14 protein-coding genes are annotated in these 14,976 nt (G+C 62.6%); 6 read left to right on the top strand and 8 right to left on the bottom strand.

What is annotated here, in order from left to right; translation table 11 throughout:
• Positions 1-5: 5 nt before the first annotated feature.
• Genes E1809_RS14535 through E1809_RS14555 form a run of 5 tightly spaced genes read right to left on the bottom strand, consistent with a single transcriptional unit; the run spans position 6 to position 4,507 of the window.
• Positions 6-833, bottom strand: coding sequence for an MBL fold metallo-hydrolase (locus tag E1809_RS14535; protein WP_133204953.1), 828 nt, complete (start codon positions 831-833; stop codon positions 6-8).
• A gap of 42 nt (positions 834-875) precedes the next feature.
• Positions 876-1,985 (bottom strand): ABC transporter permease, encoded by a 1,110-nt coding sequence (locus tag E1809_RS14540; RefSeq protein ID WP_133204954.1) that lies wholly within the window; start codon positions 1,983-1,985, stop codon positions 876-878.
• Positions 1,982-2,785, bottom strand: a complete 804-nt coding sequence (locus tag E1809_RS14545; protein ID WP_133204955.1) for an ATP-binding cassette domain-containing protein — start codon at positions 2,783-2,785, stop codon at positions 1,982-1,984. The genes E1809_RS14540 and E1809_RS14545 overlap by 4 nt, the downstream gene beginning before the upstream one ends.
• 1 nt (position 2,786) lies before the next feature.
• Positions 2,787-3,620, bottom strand: a complete 834-nt coding sequence (locus tag E1809_RS14550) for an ABC transporter ATP-binding protein (protein ID WP_133204956.1) — start codon at positions 3,618-3,620, stop codon at positions 2,787-2,789.
• Complete coding sequence (locus E1809_RS14555; protein WP_133204957.1) at positions 3,620-4,507, bottom strand: ABC transporter permease; 888 nt, start codon at positions 4,505-4,507, stop codon at positions 3,620-3,622. Before E1809_RS14555 ends, E1809_RS14550 begins: the two co-directional genes overlap by 1 nt.
• A 410-nt stretch (positions 4,508-4,917) precedes the next feature.
• Here E1809_RS14555 and E1809_RS14560 point away from each other — a divergent pair, with 410 nt between their 5' ends.
• Genes E1809_RS14560 through E1809_RS14570 form a run of 3 tightly spaced genes read left to right on the top strand, consistent with a single transcriptional unit; the run spans position 4,918 to position 8,282 of the window.
• On the top strand, positions 4,918-5,892 hold the full coding sequence (locus tag E1809_RS14560) for a branched-chain amino acid transaminase (protein WP_133204958.1): 975 nt from the start codon (positions 4,918-4,920) through the stop codon (positions 5,890-5,892).
• 10 nt (positions 5,893-5,902) lie between these two features.
• The gene (locus E1809_RS14565) at positions 5,903-6,865 is read left to right on the top strand and encodes an acetamidase/formamidase family protein (RefSeq protein ID WP_133204959.1); all 963 of its coding nucleotides are present in this window, start codon (positions 5,903-5,905) and stop codon (positions 6,863-6,865) included.
• Positions 6,858-8,282 (top strand): dihydroorotase, encoded by a 1,425-nt coding sequence (locus E1809_RS14570; RefSeq protein WP_165962324.1) that lies wholly within the window; start codon positions 6,858-6,860, stop codon positions 8,280-8,282. Before E1809_RS14565 ends, E1809_RS14570 begins: the two co-directional genes overlap by 8 nt.
• A 25-nt stretch (positions 8,283-8,307) precedes the next feature.
• On the opposite strand, the gene E1809_RS14575 is transcribed toward E1809_RS14570, so the two are convergent.
• Positions 8,308-9,585 (bottom strand): polysaccharide deacetylase family protein, encoded by a 1,278-nt coding sequence (locus E1809_RS14575; RefSeq protein ID WP_235835604.1) that lies wholly within the window; start codon positions 9,583-9,585, stop codon positions 8,308-8,310.
• A gap of 571 nt (positions 9,586-10,156) precedes the next feature.
• Here E1809_RS14575 and E1809_RS14580 point away from each other — a divergent pair.
• Positions 10,157-10,600, top strand: coding sequence for a hypothetical protein (locus tag E1809_RS14580; RefSeq protein ID WP_133204962.1), 444 nt, complete (start codon positions 10,157-10,159; stop codon positions 10,598-10,600).
• Between the two features lie 75 nt (positions 10,601-10,675).
• Here E1809_RS14580 and E1809_RS14585 read toward each other — a convergent pair whose 3' ends face one another.
• Positions 10,676-12,052 (bottom strand): MFS transporter, encoded by a 1,377-nt coding sequence (locus tag E1809_RS14585; protein WP_133204963.1) that lies wholly within the window; start codon positions 12,050-12,052, stop codon positions 10,676-10,678.
• A 156-nt stretch (positions 12,053-12,208) separates the two neighbouring features.
• Complete coding sequence (locus tag E1809_RS14590) at positions 12,209-13,159, bottom strand: LysR family transcriptional regulator (protein ID WP_133204964.1); 951 nt, start codon at positions 13,157-13,159, stop codon at positions 12,209-12,211.
• 102 nt (positions 13,160-13,261) lie between these two features.
• On the opposite strand from E1809_RS14590, the gene E1809_RS14595 reads away from it, so the two are divergent.
• Together E1809_RS14595 and E1809_RS14600 are read left to right on the top strand one after the other, a co-directional pair.
• The gene (locus E1809_RS14595) at positions 13,262-14,452 is read left to right on the top strand and encodes a cytochrome P450 (RefSeq protein WP_133204965.1); all 1,191 of its coding nucleotides are present in this window, start codon (positions 13,262-13,264) and stop codon (positions 14,450-14,452) included.
• Between the two features lie 41 nt (positions 14,453-14,493).
• A complete protein-coding gene (locus E1809_RS14600) occupies positions 14,494-14,955 on the top strand; it encodes a flavodoxin domain-containing protein (RefSeq protein ID WP_165962325.1) in 462 nt (153 codons plus the stop codon).
• Positions 14,956-14,976 lie beyond the last annotated feature (21 nt).

The following is a 14,976-nucleotide window of genomic DNA, read 5'->3' on the forward strand; positions in this document are numbered from 1 at the left end:
ATCTCCTAAGCAAACTGGGGGGTGAGGGCGTCGAGCATGAATCCAAGGTGCCGGCGCACCACATCCCGTCCTTTCAGGACGCAGCCGCGGGACGGGGCGATGATTTCCGGGTCCAGGGCGTCGAACTTGTCCTGGAGCCATTCCCGCAAGGGCTCGCAAGTGGACCGCGGAATCCATTCGTACTTCGCGTAAAGATGCCCCGCCACCTGTTCCACAGTGGTGGCGTCATCGGCTGTGGAGTCGATGACCCTCTGGCCGTCCGGGCGGTCCATGACACCGTGGGTGAAAGTGTCCGAGGTGAAAAGGGTTCCGGTTTCCTTGTCCCAACCCCAGAACGTGGGGAGGAGCCTGAGCAGCGGCGCCTCAACTTCCAGCACGCGGCCGTCAGCTATCGCGATTTCCGCTGCCCGGGCCATGGAATCGCCTTCTTCCGTCCGCTGGGCGTCGATCTGGTGGCGTCGTCCCCGCAGGGCCAGCCGGCTCAGGTCGTCGAACGCGTCGAACGGGTTGATGACTCCTCCCGTGAAAAGCCGCTCAATATCGAACCGGCCGGCGATGGGCTCAAGGTTTGACACGCAGTCCATCTCGCTGCGCGTGAAGAAAATGGAGACTCCCCCGCCTTCTCCGATGAGTCCGGCGAGATCGTCCATGATCTCCTTGCTGTGCACAGCCAATCCGGAGTCGACCAGGAGGTGCGAGGTGCCCTCGGTCAAGAGGTAGGCGTTTGAGGGCTGGAATCCGGTTGCACCTTGGGGAACCCAGCTCACCCGGCCGTCAAGCGGGATGGTTCCGCCGAGGACCGCCAACTTATCTGCCTGCAATGAAGTGAACATATCTTCAATCTATTGAATATCGAATGTTTGTCAAGGATTATTTCAGTTCTTCGGTCCGGCCGTGGGCGCAGATCCGGCTGTGGGCGCGGGTACGGGTCCGGGCGCGGCCGGACGCAGCTTCGATGGCTTGCGGGCTTTGCGTAGTATGTTGCCGCGCGTCCGTGGATCCAGCAGGGTGATCAGGGTATCCAGCAACACGTAGCCCAGCAGGCTCGTAGCGCCCATGATGAGGACGAATCCTTGGATCACGGGCACATCGCCCTTGAGCACCCCGTCCAACGACCAGCCGCCGACGCCAGGCCAGGAAAACACGCTTTCGACGATGGCCGCACCGCTGAGTGCCGCGGCAAACAACAGCACCATGTAGGTCATGAGCGTTCCGCGGACGTCACTGAGCGCGTAGCGGAAGACCTGAAATGGCTTCAGTCCGCAAGCCCTCGCGAACTCGATCTGGGGAGAATTCAAGATTTGGAGCAATCCTGTCCGCACTGTCTTGCCAAATGGGGCCGCGAAGAACAAGCCCATGGTGACAATCGGCAATGCGGCCCTGCCCATGATGGATTGAACCGCGCTCCATTGTCCGGCGATCACCGCATCCAAGGCCACCGATCCCGTCACCTTTGGCGGCGGAATGTCGGAACTGGAGAGCATCCCCAACGGCGCCGGAGCCAAGTGGAGTTGCTGGTAGAAGATGAAGAGGAGCAGAAGTCCCAGGACAAACTCGGGCATCGCCATGAGGATCGAGACGCCCGCGGTGAATGCCTTGTCCGCTCCGCGCCCGTAGCGGTAGGCGGCAAGGGTTCCCATTCCCATTCCGATCAGCAGCGCCAGGATCAGGCCTGGGATGAGGTAGACCAATGTATTGGGCAACCGCGTCCAGATCTCTCCCGAGACCGAGCTTCCGGTGAAGAACGAGTGCCCCAAGTCCCCGTTCAGGGTGCGGCCCATGTAATCCAGGTACCGTTCCAAGAACGGCTTGTCCAAGCCCAGCTGGGCATTGATTCGCGCGATGTCCGCGGGAGTGGCGTAATCGCCAAGGAGAGCCACCGCGGGATTACCTGGAAGCAAGGAAACCAAGCCGAAACTGAGCGTGATGAGTCCCAGCAGGAGCAGGATGGCGATGGCAATCCGGGAAAGGATGTAACGGATCACGCCATGACCTCCTGCGTACCGGGGTTATAGGGAATCGGAGGCATGGCTGCCGACATGAGGGCCTTTGTGTAAGGCTGCTGCGGATTGGAGAGGACGTCATGCGTTGATCCGATTTCAACGAACCGCCCACGGTGCATGACGGCCACGCGGGAGCAGAAATGGCGGACCGTCTCAATATCGTGCGAGACGAAGACATACGTCAGTCCGCGCGCCGCCTGCAGCCTGGAAAGCATGCGCAGGATGGACGCCCTGATGGTCAGGTCCAGTGACGACGTCGGCTCATCGAGCACCACCAGCGCGGGGTCCGTTACGAGGCACCGCGCGATTCCCACCCGCTGCTGCTGGCCGCCGCTGAGGTTGGCCGGGCGGCGGTTCAGGAAGTCCTGGGAGAGCCCCACTTCCTCCAGTGTCTCCGTGACACGACGCAGGCGTTCGGCACGGGAGCCGTAAGTCCTGGCGACAATCAATGGCTCCTCGACAATCTGGCGGATAGTGAGGCGCGGGTTGAGCGAAGCGAACGGTTCTTGGAAAACAATCTGCCAACGCCGGCGCCGCTTCCGCAGCTGCGCCTTGGACAGGGCACGAACGTCCTCGCCTTCGAGGAGGATCGTGCCGGAATCGGCCTCGCTCAGCCTGAGGATCAGGCGTCCAAGCGTGGATTTTCCCGATCCGCTTTCGCCAATGATCCCCAGGGTCTCACCGCGTTCAACCGAGAAGGAAATACCGTCCACTGCTGCCACGGGCAGACCCTGCGGACTTCGGAACGTCTTCCGGACGTCCTTCAATTCAATGATGGGCATGTCAGATGCTCCTGGATTTGGAGAGTTCGGTGGCCAGCAGGGCCTCGGCGGCCTCCGGCTGGACCACCGAATTGAGCAGCGAGACTGTGTAAGGGTCCTTGGGTTGGACAAAGACTTGCGATACCGGACCTTGTTCGACGAGGCGGCCCCGATACATCACCAGGACCCTGTCGCAGTAGTTCGCCACCACCCCAAGGTCGTGGGTGACGATCAACATTGACCGTCCGCTCCCTTTCGTCAACCGGGTGAGCGTATCCAGAACTTGCCGCTGGACGGTCAGGTCCAGCGCCGTCGTCGGCTCGTCCGCTATGACGAGACGCGGGTTGAGGTACAGCGCCATGGCGATGACCACCCGCTGCGCCATGCCGCCGCTGAGTTCGTGGGCGTATCCGCGCATGACCCGCTCGGGGTTGTCCACGCCGGAGGAAGCCAGCAACTCCAAAGCCCGGTCACGAGATCCGGCGTCCACGCCGACCCCGTGCGCCTTGGCGATGTTGCTGAACTGCTTTTCAATGCGAACCACTGGATTCAGTGCACTGAAGGGGTTTTGCGCAACGAACCCGATCTCCCTGCCACGAATGCGGCGGATCTGCCGCTCCGGCAACTTAAGAAGGTCTTGGCCGTGGAATTCGGCGGTGCCCGCCGTTACGCGCCCCGGCGGCATGAGCAGTTTGATCACGGACCGCACCACCGTGGATTTGCCTGAACCCGATTCACCCACGACGCCGACGATCTCGTTGGCGCCGACCTCGAAGGACACGCCGTGCAGGGCACGGGTGACGCCGCTTCGGGAATGGAATTCGGTCACGAGGTCCCGCACCTGAAGTCCTGACATCACCGAGCCCTTTCCACTCGTTCGATCTTGGTTTCAATCGCTCCGGCGATCACATTGAGTGATCCGATGGCCAGGAGCATGGCCAAAGTGGGAAACGCTGCCGCCCACCACTCGCCGCGGATCAGCATGCTGGCGCCGTCGTTGATCATGGCACCCCACGTTGGCGTGGGCGGCTTGACCCCTACGCCCAGGAAATTCAGTGCGGCAATGGTTCCGAGTGCGTTAGCCGCCGTCAAAGTTGCTTGCACCAGGACAACGCCATACGCGTTGCGGAAGACGTGGTTGAACGCGATGCGAAGGGGTGAGCAGCCGATCGCAGCCGCGGCTTCCACATAGCGGGCCGAACGAAGTGCCATAGCCGCAGCCCTCGAAAGACGGACAAAGCGCGGGGCCGCGACAACTGCGATAGCGAGCACGACATCCGTCGCCCCGCCGCCAAGGAGCTTGATGGAAACCACTGCGATGACGATGATCGGCAGAGCGGCGAACGCGTCAATGACCCGCATGATGGTGTCCCCCAGCTTCCCGCTGGTGGCAAACAGGCCCAACGGGACACCAACCACCAAGGACAATGCCGTAGCAGCCAAGGCTACGGGGAGGTCCAACTTCGCCGCTTCGATGGTCCGCGAGAAGACGTCCATTCCATTGCCGTCAGTCCCGAACCAGTGTGTTCCGCCCGGCGCGATCCCGATTGCGTCCGTATCCGGTTGCAACGGATCGTGCGGGAGCGGTGCGAACATTGCCATGAGCGGTAGCCCCACCACGATGGCGACTGCGAGCGCGACCATGATGGTGTTGGACCGGTTGAAAAGGAGCGTCTGTCCGCGACGCGCCCACTGCGTGACCCGGAGGCCTGGAGAAGTGCGCGGAAGCCCTTGGATGCTCATGGAGCCTCCCTTTGGAGATTGATCCCACTCATAATGTATTGAAGATTGTCCTGACTCAGGACCGACGGTCGGTGCATCTTTTGGCTCCTATTCAGACCTCGAAGAATAATCCGCTCATATCAAAGTCTCGTCACTTTATTGAATGTGACTGTAGCCGCAAGTGTGACGAATTGCACTCTTTTCCCGAAAATCAGGGACCGGGCGGCCCAGGAGCCGACTGTGGAAGGTATCCGGCACCCCCTTCCCCAGCAGCCCCGAGAGGCGGGCAATGTGGCCGCGAACGCCGCGCGGAGCTATTGACACCGGGAAGAACCAACTTCAATATAGTGAGCAAGTCCCGACTGTGATGAAGCTCGGGTGCTGTCGATGCCGCCAGCACCCCACGAAGTAGATGAGGAACGGAACGAACCATGCCCAACTTTCAGGAATCAGCAACCGCGGTAGCCTCCTACCAGGAGAAACGCGATCAGCCTGTCAAGTACTTGCTCCGTGACGGCGAACTGGTGGACTACGACGACGCCCGGCTTCACGTACTCAGCACCTCGCTCAAATACGGAGTGGGCGTCTTCGAAGGATTCCGTGCCTACTGGAGCGAGGACGAGCAGCAGCTGTACGCATTCAGGGTGATTGACCACATGAAGCGACTGATTGATTCGATGCGCGTGGTTGAGATCGATGGTCCCCAGGACATTGAAGAACTCTCCGAACAGCTACTCGGGCTCATCCGGGCAAACGGCCTGCGGAGCAACCTCCATATGCGCGCACAGGTCTTTGTGGATTCCAAGGACGGCAAGCCGGAGGACACGGGCCCCTCCACAGTGTTCATGGCCGCCATTCCGATGGGGAACTACTTCGGCGGCACAGGCCTCAACGTCCAGATCAGCAGTTGGGCGCGGCTTTCGGACCGATCCATGCCACCGCGGGTGAAGTCGATCGCCAATTACCAGAACGGCCGGCTCGCCCTGCTGGAGGCCAAGCGGAACGGCTACGACGCGGCCCTCCTGCTGACGGAAGGTGGACACGTCGCCGAAGGCGCCGGTTACAACGTCTTCATGGTGCGCCAGGGAAGGCTGTGCACTCCGCCAGCAACGGACAGCATCCTCGAAGGCATCACCCGGGACAGCGTCCTGCACCTGGCGCGGACGGAACTCGGCCTCGAGGTGGACATCCGCCCCATCGACCGTACCGAGCTGTATTCCGCCGACGAAGTCTTCGTGTGCGGCAGCGCGGCTGAAGTCAACCACGTGGCGTCCGTGGACCGTACTGCCATCGCCAACGGACAAGCGGGCGAGATCACCCGGAACCTCCAAGAGCTGTATCGGCAAGCCGTGATCGGGAAAGTGGCCGCGGACCGGAACTGGGCAACGCCCGTTTACGCGTCCTAGGGGGCACCTGATGGAAGAAACGCAAACGCTGACGCCGCGGGCACGCGTCGGCTTCGAAGGGGCTTCGCTGACCTTTGAATCCGCTGCCGATCCCGTCCTCACCGTGGACCAGGGCGAACATTTCTGGTTGGACGCACGAAGCCTGCTCACTGGAGGCCTCTTCGAAGAAACCGGCGAATACGAAAAGTTGTCCATTCCCGTCACCGGCCCGGTCGCTGTCCGGGGCGTGAAACCGGGCGACGCCCTGCGAATCGACGTCCACGAGATCAAGATCGCCGATCGGGGTGCGATGGTTACGCTTCCCGGCCGCGGCGGCTTCACGGGGGGCCTCGGCAGGTCCGGCCATGTGGTGGACATCGCGGATGGCTACGTGGAGTTCGACGGCGACACCAGGATCCCCGTCCGGCCGATGGTCGGAAAAATCGGAGTGGCGCCCGCAGGCCCTGGCCCTAATTCGAGCACCGTAGGTATCCATGGCGGAAACATGGACTGCAAGGACGTCACGGCCGGTGCCGCCGTCGTCGTTCCTGTCCAAGTAGCCCAAGCGATGGTGTACGCAGGCGATTTGCACGCAGCCCAAGGCGACGGCGAATGCTCGCTGACCGCCGTCGAAGTCGAAGGCAGCGTGCGGCTCTCCTGCACGATGATTCCCGACGGCGGCCGGCCAGTCGCGCCGCTTCGGCGCCCGGTGGTCATCAGCGGCGGTTCCGTCATTACCATCGGCGACGGCGACACCTTGGATGAGGCGGCGCGGCTCGCCTTGGACGACATGCTGGAACTGCTCCAAAACGACCGTGGGTGGTCACGCGAGAAGACCGCGATGCTGCTTAGCTCGGCCGCCGACGTTTCCGTCTCGCAGTTGGTCAACGCCCGCCTGTCGGCCAAAGTGTCGTTGGCCGCCCGCTATTTCACTGCTGAACCCTTCTCCCTCGAATCTTCCAACACTATGAATGCGCAGGTTTCCGATGCTTGATCTCCTCCTGACCAACGGGTTGGTCGTGACCCCCTCCGGCGCAGAACGCCTGGACATCGGCATTGCCGAAGGCAAAATCGTGGCACTCCGCGCTTCGGGCGCAGGCGCGCCCGAAGAAGCCCGGCGGGTGGTGGACCTGAATGGCCAACTGGTGGTGCCTGGCGGCGTCGATCCGCACGTACACACCAACTCCGTCCTCCCGACGGCGGCCGAGAGCGGAATCATGTGCTTCGGTCCGGACCGCGTCAGTGAAGGTGCCATCTACGGCGGCACCACCACCCTGGTGGACTTCGCGCACTGGAAGCCAGGAGATGAACTGTCCGAGTCATTCGCACGGAAATCGGCGGAGTGGTCCGGTTCGACCTACACGGACTATGCATTGCATGGGACGTTCAAGGAGCCGGAGATCCCGTTCGAGGTCCTCGAGCAGATCCCTGACGCCGTGGCGAACGGTCATGGCAGCTACAAGGTGTGGATGACGAATACCACGCCAACCAGGCCGAAACAGAAGACGGACTTGGGCAATATGTGGGGCTTGATGGAGCAGACAGCCGCCGCCGGGGCCATGCTTGCCGTGCACGCCGAGGACGACGACATCGTCATGTACTCGTACAAGAAGCTCCAGCACCAAGGCAATACCGGCATCGAGTACATGCACCATGCCCACAACAACCTGTCCGAGAAGCTCTCCTTCCAGCGGGCCATTACCTTGGCCCACCATGTAGGCGCTCCCATCTACCTGATGCACGTCAGTGCGCGCGAAGGAGTGGACGCCATCCGCGAAGCGCGGGGACGCGGGCAGGCCGTCTACGGGGAAATCCTTCCCCACTACGCGTATTTCACGGCCGAGGACTACCGGCAGGAAAACGGCGCAATCTACCACACCTACCCATCGCTGAAGTCGGAAACCGACCGCGATTCAATGTGGGAATCGTTGCTGGAAGGATCGCTCAGCACCCTGGCGACGGACGGCGTGTGCACCGACCTGGACGTCAAGACGCGCGGGAAGACGATCCTGGATGCCACCGGCGGGCACGCAGGCGTGGAAATGCGCATGGCCGTCGCGTACACCGAGGGCGTCGCAAAACGTGGACTCGACCTGACGCGGTTCGTGGACATCACTTCTGCGAATGCCGCGAAAATCCTTGGCCTGTACCCGCAGAAGGGCGTCATTGCCGTTGGCAGTGACGCCGACCTGGCCGTCCTGGACACCACGGTGGACCGCAAGATCACAGCCTCTGACCTCCACGAGGCCGATTACACACCGTGGGAGGGCTATCGCGTGGCCGCATGGCCGAGCATGACCGTGCTGCGGGGAAAGGTCATGGTGGAAGACCGCAAACTGCTGGGCGGACCGGACGGTTCACTGCTCAAGCAGCGCGTTTCCAGCGACGTGCTCAAGCGTCCGGCCTGCTGAACTGCGGTTTCGGGGTCTGGGCCCCTCAGCCGACGTCGTACATCTCGTAGTCGTCGGTGGTGATGGTGCCGTTGGTTTGGATGTTCAGGCCCCAACTGATTCCTGACGCGCCGGACGGCAGGGGTGGCGTGGTCCAGGTGGTTTGCGTCCAGCTGGCCGTCGCACCGACCAGGGGGCTTGCCGTCCAGTACTGCCAGAACCCGTTCCCGATCCGGTAATAAAGCTCAAACTGGGTTGCCGCCGTCGACTTGTACCAGGCCTTCAGCTGATAGGTATGTCCGGGGGTGCCAGTGGGTGAGCAGCCGCCCAAGTCCAGCGCGGGCAGGAGCTTCGCGTCCCCGGACGCGTAGCCGCTCAGGGTGAGCTGTTCGGCAACCGCCCCGGTGTGGCCGGGGGAAACGACGGTAAAGGTCGGGGTGTTGGTGCCGTAGCCCCCGGCTGCCCAGCATTGCGGGATGGTGTTGACGAGTGTTTCCAGGCTCGGGTTTTGGATCATGTTGGTGCCCGGTGGTGGCGGTGGCGGGACCGCCGGGCCCTGGACTGCCGGCTGCTGGGCGCCGCCGATGACCTGGTCCACGGTCTTCACCGCGACGGTGCCGGCTGCCTTTTGCTGCGCGAGCCAGGTCGCGAACTGGGTGAACAGGGTGGGGGTGATGGTCAGTGTCGGGTCCGTGCCGACTGCGATGTGGTGGAAGGTCAACTGGACCCAGCCACCGCCGCCCGCCTGGGCATGGGTTACCTCATTCTCCAGGCTCTGCAATGTCCAGGTGCTGTCTACCTCATCCGGGGCCGCGGTGTCATAGGGGTTGGCCGGAGGAATGGTTTCCGCCACCGGAAGCGTCGCGGAGGCGGGGTCCGGGGCGGCAATGTCGCCCAATCCCCGGGCACTGTTGAACCCGCATTGCTTCACCAGGGCCTCCGTGGCCGGATCTTCGGAAGCGAAGGGGTAGGCGAAACTGGTGACTTTGAAGCCCATGTTCATCAAGGCGACACGACCGTCACAGATCTGTCGGGTTGATTCGGCAGGAACCAGGTTCACCAGGTCCGGGTGGGTGACGGTGTGGCCTCCGATCTCGTTGCCGTCGGCGGCGATCTGTTGCAGGTTCGCCTGGGTGAGGTAGCCGGGCTGGCCGATCCACCCCGAGACGGTGAAGAAGGTGCCGGTGAGACCGAGGGATTTCATCGTCTGTTCGGCAGGAAGCTGGTCCGCGTTGGTGTCATCGAATGTCAGGGACACCACGGTATTCGCCGCGGCCTGCGCCGGGCCGGCGAACACCACTGCATATAGGAAACCGGCAACCACCAGCGCTACGCTGCCAAATGCCCACCATCTATGCCGCAAGCGCACAACCGACTGTGTCCGTTTAACGTTTGGCCGTGCACGTCCCTCGTGCGTCCGTACTGCAGTCCAACTTTGCTGATTCGCGGGGCTCACGATCAGCTCCTCCCCAGTCCGACTCCCAGTCCAGGCAATTCACTGGTAGCCGTGATGCTTCGTTGATGTTCCGTATAGGTGTGCGGCCTGAAAGGAAATTGGCCTTTGATCCGGCGACGGCACTGAAGTGCCCTGGATTTGTTCGTACTTGCGCACTTGGAACGATACGGCCAGTAGGAAGCGTAAAAACGAGTATCCAGCACTCGTTCCTTCCGGCGTTCTGTTAGGTAGGGCAGCTGATGTGGCTAGTTAGTCAGTTCAGCCGCGCTAAGCCCGGAGCCCACGTGTTCAAGCCGGAGAATACCGGGGTTCAGCCAGCGAACCCCGGCCCCTCCTGCGTCCGGCCCCGATACTGTATCCGTCAGCGGGCAAGAACGGCGAGTGTGCGCTTCGCCGCGATGGGCAACGCAACGAAGCGCTAGTTAATAACGGGCGAGGGATGATCCAAGTTAAGGAGGTCGAGCATGGCAAGGCCGAGCCGGAGCCGGTCTGCACCTTCGGAACCTTTGGGGGCGCCGGTCTTGACTCCAAGGAAATTGAGCCCGTCCGGGAGCTGCTGCAGCAGCTCCCGGACTCCATCAGCGTCGAGCAGCGACGCTGGCTCATCCGCGGCGAGGCCCCCTTCTACCAAATCCCGGGCTACTTCCTCACCGGCGCGGCCGCCGCGACTGCCTTCGGCCTGATCAACTCACTCGGCAACCTCGGCGGATTCGTCGCACCTACTGTGTTTGGCGCACTCAAGGACGCCACCGGCAGCTACACCATCCCGAGCTACCTCATGGGCGGCATCCTGATCCTGGCTGCCTTGCTCACGGCATTCCTTCCACGGATGTTCAAGTCCCTGCAGCCGGCGCAGCCAGGCCACAACGCAGTCGACGAGTGATGAGCACCGGGCGCCGCACACCACGAAGGCACGGACCCTTGTAACGAAAGTCCGGCTCAGTGGATTGGGCTCAGGTCAGTCACGTGCCCACACCAGGGGGCTCATCGCCTGCTCGCGTTCGTGCTCGGGGCCGAGCGGAATTCCGGAGCGGTCGCGAAGCATCAGCGTGGCGACCAGGCCGATTGCTGTCATTGCGACGAGGTACAGGACGATCGACCATGAAGTGCCGGTGGCTTGCAGCAGGGCTTGAGCGATGGTCGGGGCGAACGAGCCGCCGAGTACGGCGCCCAGGGCGTAGGTGATGGAGACCCCCGAAAACCGGATGGACGCCGGAAACAGCTCTGCATAATAGGTTGAAATCGGACCGTAGGCGAAGCCGATGCCGACGGAGAGGATCAGCAGCCCAAGCAGGAGCATCCAGATGTTGCCGGTGTTGGCCAGGGGAAACAGCGCCACGACTCCCACGAACTGCGCAGCCCATCCGATGATCAGGGTATTACGGCGGTTGATGCGGTCAGAGACCACGCCAGAAAGCCAGGTCGAGGCAAGCCACGCAACAGAGGATGCGGTGACGGCCCACAACACCGGCTCAGGTTGGAGGCGGACGGGGCCCGTGGCTGCAGTCGCGTAGTTCTGGATATAGCCGGTGGTCATGTAGCCAGCGGCGTTGCTTCCGGCGAAGACAAGTGCGGCGATGACCACCAGTAGTGCGTGCTTCCTGAAGACCTGGACGATGGGCATTCCCGCCTGTCCGCGGTGTTCGGCGATCTGCGCAAAGACGGGGCTCTCCTCGACCCGGCGCCGTATGTACCAGCCAACGAAGATGAGTGCTACGGAGAGGAGGAACGGCACCCGCCAACCCCACTCGAAGAACGCCGCTCCGGGGGCGATCATGCTCATCACGGCAGTGACGCCCGAGGAGAGCAGCAGGCCCAGCGGAACGCCGATCTGCGGCGCCGCCCCGAAACTACCGCGTCGCCTGGTTGGTGCCTGTTCAACAGCCATGAGTGCTGCCCCGCCCCATTCGCCACCTGCGGAGATGCCTTGCAGGACACGCAGTGCGATCAGGATCAAGGGAGCGGCGAACCCGATCGACGCGTAGCCAGGGATGAGTCCGATCAAAGCGGTGGACGCTCCCATGAGGACGAGCGTGGCCATCAGGACTCCGCGGCGGCCGTACTTGTCGCCAAAGTGCCCGGCCAGGAATGCACCCAGGGGCCGGAAGAGGAACGAGATGCCGACGGTGAGGAACGCAAGGATTGTGGCGAGGCCGGGACCGGCAGGAGCGAAGAAGAGCTTGCCGAACACCAAGGCGGCCGCGGTGCCGTAAGTGAAGAAGTCATACCATTCGACGGTCGTTCCGACCACTGTGGCGAAGATGATCCTCCTCGGACCGGCGGCGGGCACAACGCGCCCGGCGGAAGCAAGAGTAGGCTGACCTATCGAATTCATAGCGAAGACTCCTTTGTCGGTGGCGAACAGCGGTGACGGCACTGCGTACGGTCTGCTCGGTGTTCGAAAATCAGGATGAAGGAGTCAATAGTCAAGTACAACTGAGCATAAATGCTTGATTAACTCAGTTTTGCTTCTGATTTAGGCGCTGGACGCCTATTCGTTCGCTTTTCCGCTCGCACGTGCTGGCGTCCACTGGTGCTCAGCGACGGTCAGGCGCGCGTAGTCGACCAGCGCCTGGGCCCGGTCAGAAAGCCGGACCGGACTCGGCCAGGCGATGACGACGGATTCCGCGGAGAACTGGGGGACGATCCGCTTGGCCACCACCCGGCGTCCCTCGTAGCTCTCATCGTTGGCAGGCTTCTGAATCAGCACGCTGTACCCGAAGCCGCGGGCCACGAGTGAGCGGACAAGTTCGAAGTTCGATGTCCGGTGGGCGATCTTCGGCCGGACGCCCGCACGGCTGAACATGTGCAGGGTGTGGTCGCCGCTCGGGGGCAGGTCCAGGAGGATCAGCGGGTCCTCCAGCACGTCGGTCAACGAGATGGATTCCTCCCCGGCGAGCCGGTGGTCGGCGGGAAGCAACACGTGGACCTCGGTGTCAAACAAGACCACGTGGTCAAGATCGCCAGGCATCCCGAAGTGATAGCCGATCATTACGTCGATTTCCCCGCCTTGCAGCATGGGCAGCAGGTCATTCACGGTGCCGTCCACGATTCGGAGTTCAAGACCGGGATGCGCGTCGCGGAACCCTTCCATCAGCGGGGGCAGGACTGTTGCGGCCAGGGTCGAGTAACACCCGACGCTGACCGGTCCGCGAAGCGGGCCGCCGAAGCTGCCCACGCCGCGGCAGAGTTCGTCCGCTTCGCGAAGCAGCCTGCGCGCCAACTCCACGAGATACGTTCCGGAAGGCGTCAGGGTCAGGCCGCGGGATCGCTGCCTGATGCAAAGGTGGGCGTTCAGCGCGGTTTCGAGGTCCCTCACCGCGAGGGCAACTGCATTGGGCGTGAGGTACAGCGCTTGTGCCGCCGCGGCGAAAGACCCGTGATCAGCTGCAGCGCAAAACAGTTCCAACTGGCGCAGGGTGATTTTTGATGCGAGCTCCATAACTCAATATTACTTCGCACTAGGCTCATATTTGCTCAGTTGTACTTCGTTTGGTGGGCGCCCAGACTGGATGAAACATCGCAAAAGTACGAAGGAGTGCTGATGAAAGCACCAACAAGGGCGCCTGTTGCCGAATGGGTCGAGGCCGAGCAACTCTTCCGCGACCCCTATCCCACATACGCACGGCTGCGCCGTGAAGCTCCGGTCGCGTTTGTTCCCCACATGGACCGTTACTTCGTCACCACCTTCCGGGAGTGCTTCGACGTCGAGATGGATCAGGCGACCTTCAGCTCGCGCGAGAATGCGGATCATTCGACAATGATCCGATCGATGGGCAGGCCCCTGTTGCGCAAGGACGATCCGGCGCACAAGGACGAGCGCAACGCCATGGCACCCGCCCTGCGACCAGTGGCCATCAAGAAGCACTGGAACACGGTATTTCGCGCCAATGCCGAGAAATACATCCGCCGCCTGCGGGATGCCGGTAGCGAGGCCGACCTTTGCCGCGACTTTGCCGTGCCGTATGCGGCCGACAACCTCAGCGCTGTGATCGGGCTCCACAATGTTGCGGCGGAGCAGATGATGCACTGGTCCCACACGCTGATTGCCGGCACCGCCAACGTCACGGACGATCCGGCGGTGTGGGTTGAGACCGACTCGGTCCGCGCGCAGATAGACGAAGCGATCGACCAGGCTCTCGCAAGGGTGTCCGGCGGCCCCGGCCCCTCAATGATTTCGGCAATGCTCGGCGCCGGCTTGGATGAAGAAAGCCTGCGGGCGAACGTGAGGCTGACAATTTCCGGGGGGATGAACGAACCGAGCCATGTCATCTCCAGCGCCGTGTGGGCGCTGAGTGCCTTCCCCAACCAGCGCGAACTTGTGCTGGCAGGTCGGCGGACGTGGCGTGATGTCTTTGAAGAGACTGCGCGTTTTCAGTCCCCGGTAGGGATGTACCCGCGGCGCGCCACCCGGGAGACAGTCCTCAACGGCGTCCTCATTCCCGAGGACGCCACCTTGGCACTCATCGTTGCATCGGCCAACAGGGACGAGGCGCGGTTTGACCGTCCCGAGGTTTTTGACCTCAACCGGGACAGTACCTCGCACCTTGCCTTCGGCAACGGCACGCATATCTGCGCAGGCAACTGGGTGGCACGCGCCATGGTCGGCGAGATAGCCCTTCCCGCGCTGTACTCCGCCTTCCCTGGCCTGACCGCCGTCGAACCCGACAAAACAGATTTCCACGGATGGGTCTTCCGGGGAACCAGCTCGCTTCCCGTCGCATTGTCTGCCTGACCCCATCCAGCGACACATCGGACTACAACAGAGGATTTGCCATGATTATCGACATTCTTTTCGGCACTGAAAGCGGCAACGCCGAGCTCGTCGCCGAAGACTTGGCCGAGGCGCTCGGCAACGAGCACGAGGTCCGGGTCATTGATCTCGCCGACGCCGACGTCGACGGGTTCCGCCAGGACTCCCTCTACCTGATCATCTGCTCGACGCACGGCGAGGGCGACCTCCCGCAAAGTGCGGAACCCTTCGCCGCGGCGGTTCGTGAGAACAGCCCCGACCTCGCAGGAGTCAGGTACGCGATGTTCGGCCTCGGAGACAGCACCTACCCGAACTACGGCCGCGGGGGCGAGCTCATCGACGAGCTCCTTCAGGCTCACGGCGCGACGCGAGTCGGCACGTTCGGCCGGCACGATGCCGCAGGCCGAGCGGAGCCTGGCGATCTCACCGCGTCATGGGCAAGCGACGTGCTCCTTGGAGCCCGCCTGCCTGTACCAACCGCTTAGCTGTCCACATGTGCGATTCCG

This window comes from Arthrobacter terricola (assembly GCF_004354015.1).
GTDB classification, from domain to species: domain Bacteria; phylum Actinomycetota; class Actinomycetes; order Actinomycetales; family Micrococcaceae; genus Arthrobacter; species Arthrobacter terricola.

What these genes read in the sequence shown, in the direction of transcription:
- E1809_RS14585 (WP_133204963.1), bottom strand. Translation starts at nt 12,052, where the DNA reads ATGAATTCGATAGGTCAGCCTACTCTTGCTTCCGCCGGGCGCGTTGTG.
- E1809_RS14580 (WP_133204962.1), top strand. Translation starts at nt 10,157, where the DNA reads ATGATCCAAGTTAAGGAGGTCGAGCATGGCAAGGCCGAGCCGGAGCCG.
- E1809_RS14565 (WP_133204959.1), top strand. Translation starts at nt 5,903, where the DNA reads ATGGAAGAAACGCAAACGCTGACGCCGCGGGCACGCGTCGGCTTCGAA.
- E1809_RS14570 (WP_165962324.1), top strand. Translation starts at nt 6,858, where the DNA reads ATGCTTGATCTCCTCCTGACCAACGGGTTGGTCGTGACCCCCTCCGGC.
- E1809_RS14555 (WP_133204957.1), bottom strand. Translation starts at nt 4,507, where the DNA reads ATGAGCATCCAAGGGCTTCCGCGCACTTCTCCAGGCCTCCGGGTCACG.
- E1809_RS14590 (WP_133204964.1), bottom strand. Translation starts at nt 13,159, where the DNA reads ATGGAGCTCGCATCAAAAATCACCCTGCGCCAGTTGGAACTGTTTTGC.
- E1809_RS14535 (WP_133204953.1), bottom strand. Translation starts at nt 833, where the DNA reads ATGTTCACTTCATTGCAGGCAGATAAGTTGGCGGTCCTCGGCGGAACC.
- E1809_RS14550 (WP_133204956.1), bottom strand. Translation starts at nt 3,620, where the DNA reads ATGTCAGGACTTCAGGTGCGGGACCTCGTGACCGAATTCCATTCCCGA.
- E1809_RS14560 (WP_133204958.1), top strand. Translation starts at nt 4,918, where the DNA reads ATGCCCAACTTTCAGGAATCAGCAACCGCGGTAGCCTCCTACCAGGAG.
- E1809_RS14545 (WP_133204955.1), bottom strand. Translation starts at nt 2,785, where the DNA reads ATGCCCATCATTGAATTGAAGGACGTCCGGAAGACGTTCCGAAGTCCG.
- E1809_RS14595 (WP_133204965.1), top strand. Translation starts at nt 13,262, where the DNA reads ATGAAAGCACCAACAAGGGCGCCTGTTGCCGAATGGGTCGAGGCCGAG.
- E1809_RS14600 (WP_165962325.1), top strand. Translation starts at nt 14,494, where the DNA reads ATGATTATCGACATTCTTTTCGGCACTGAAAGCGGCAACGCCGAGCTC.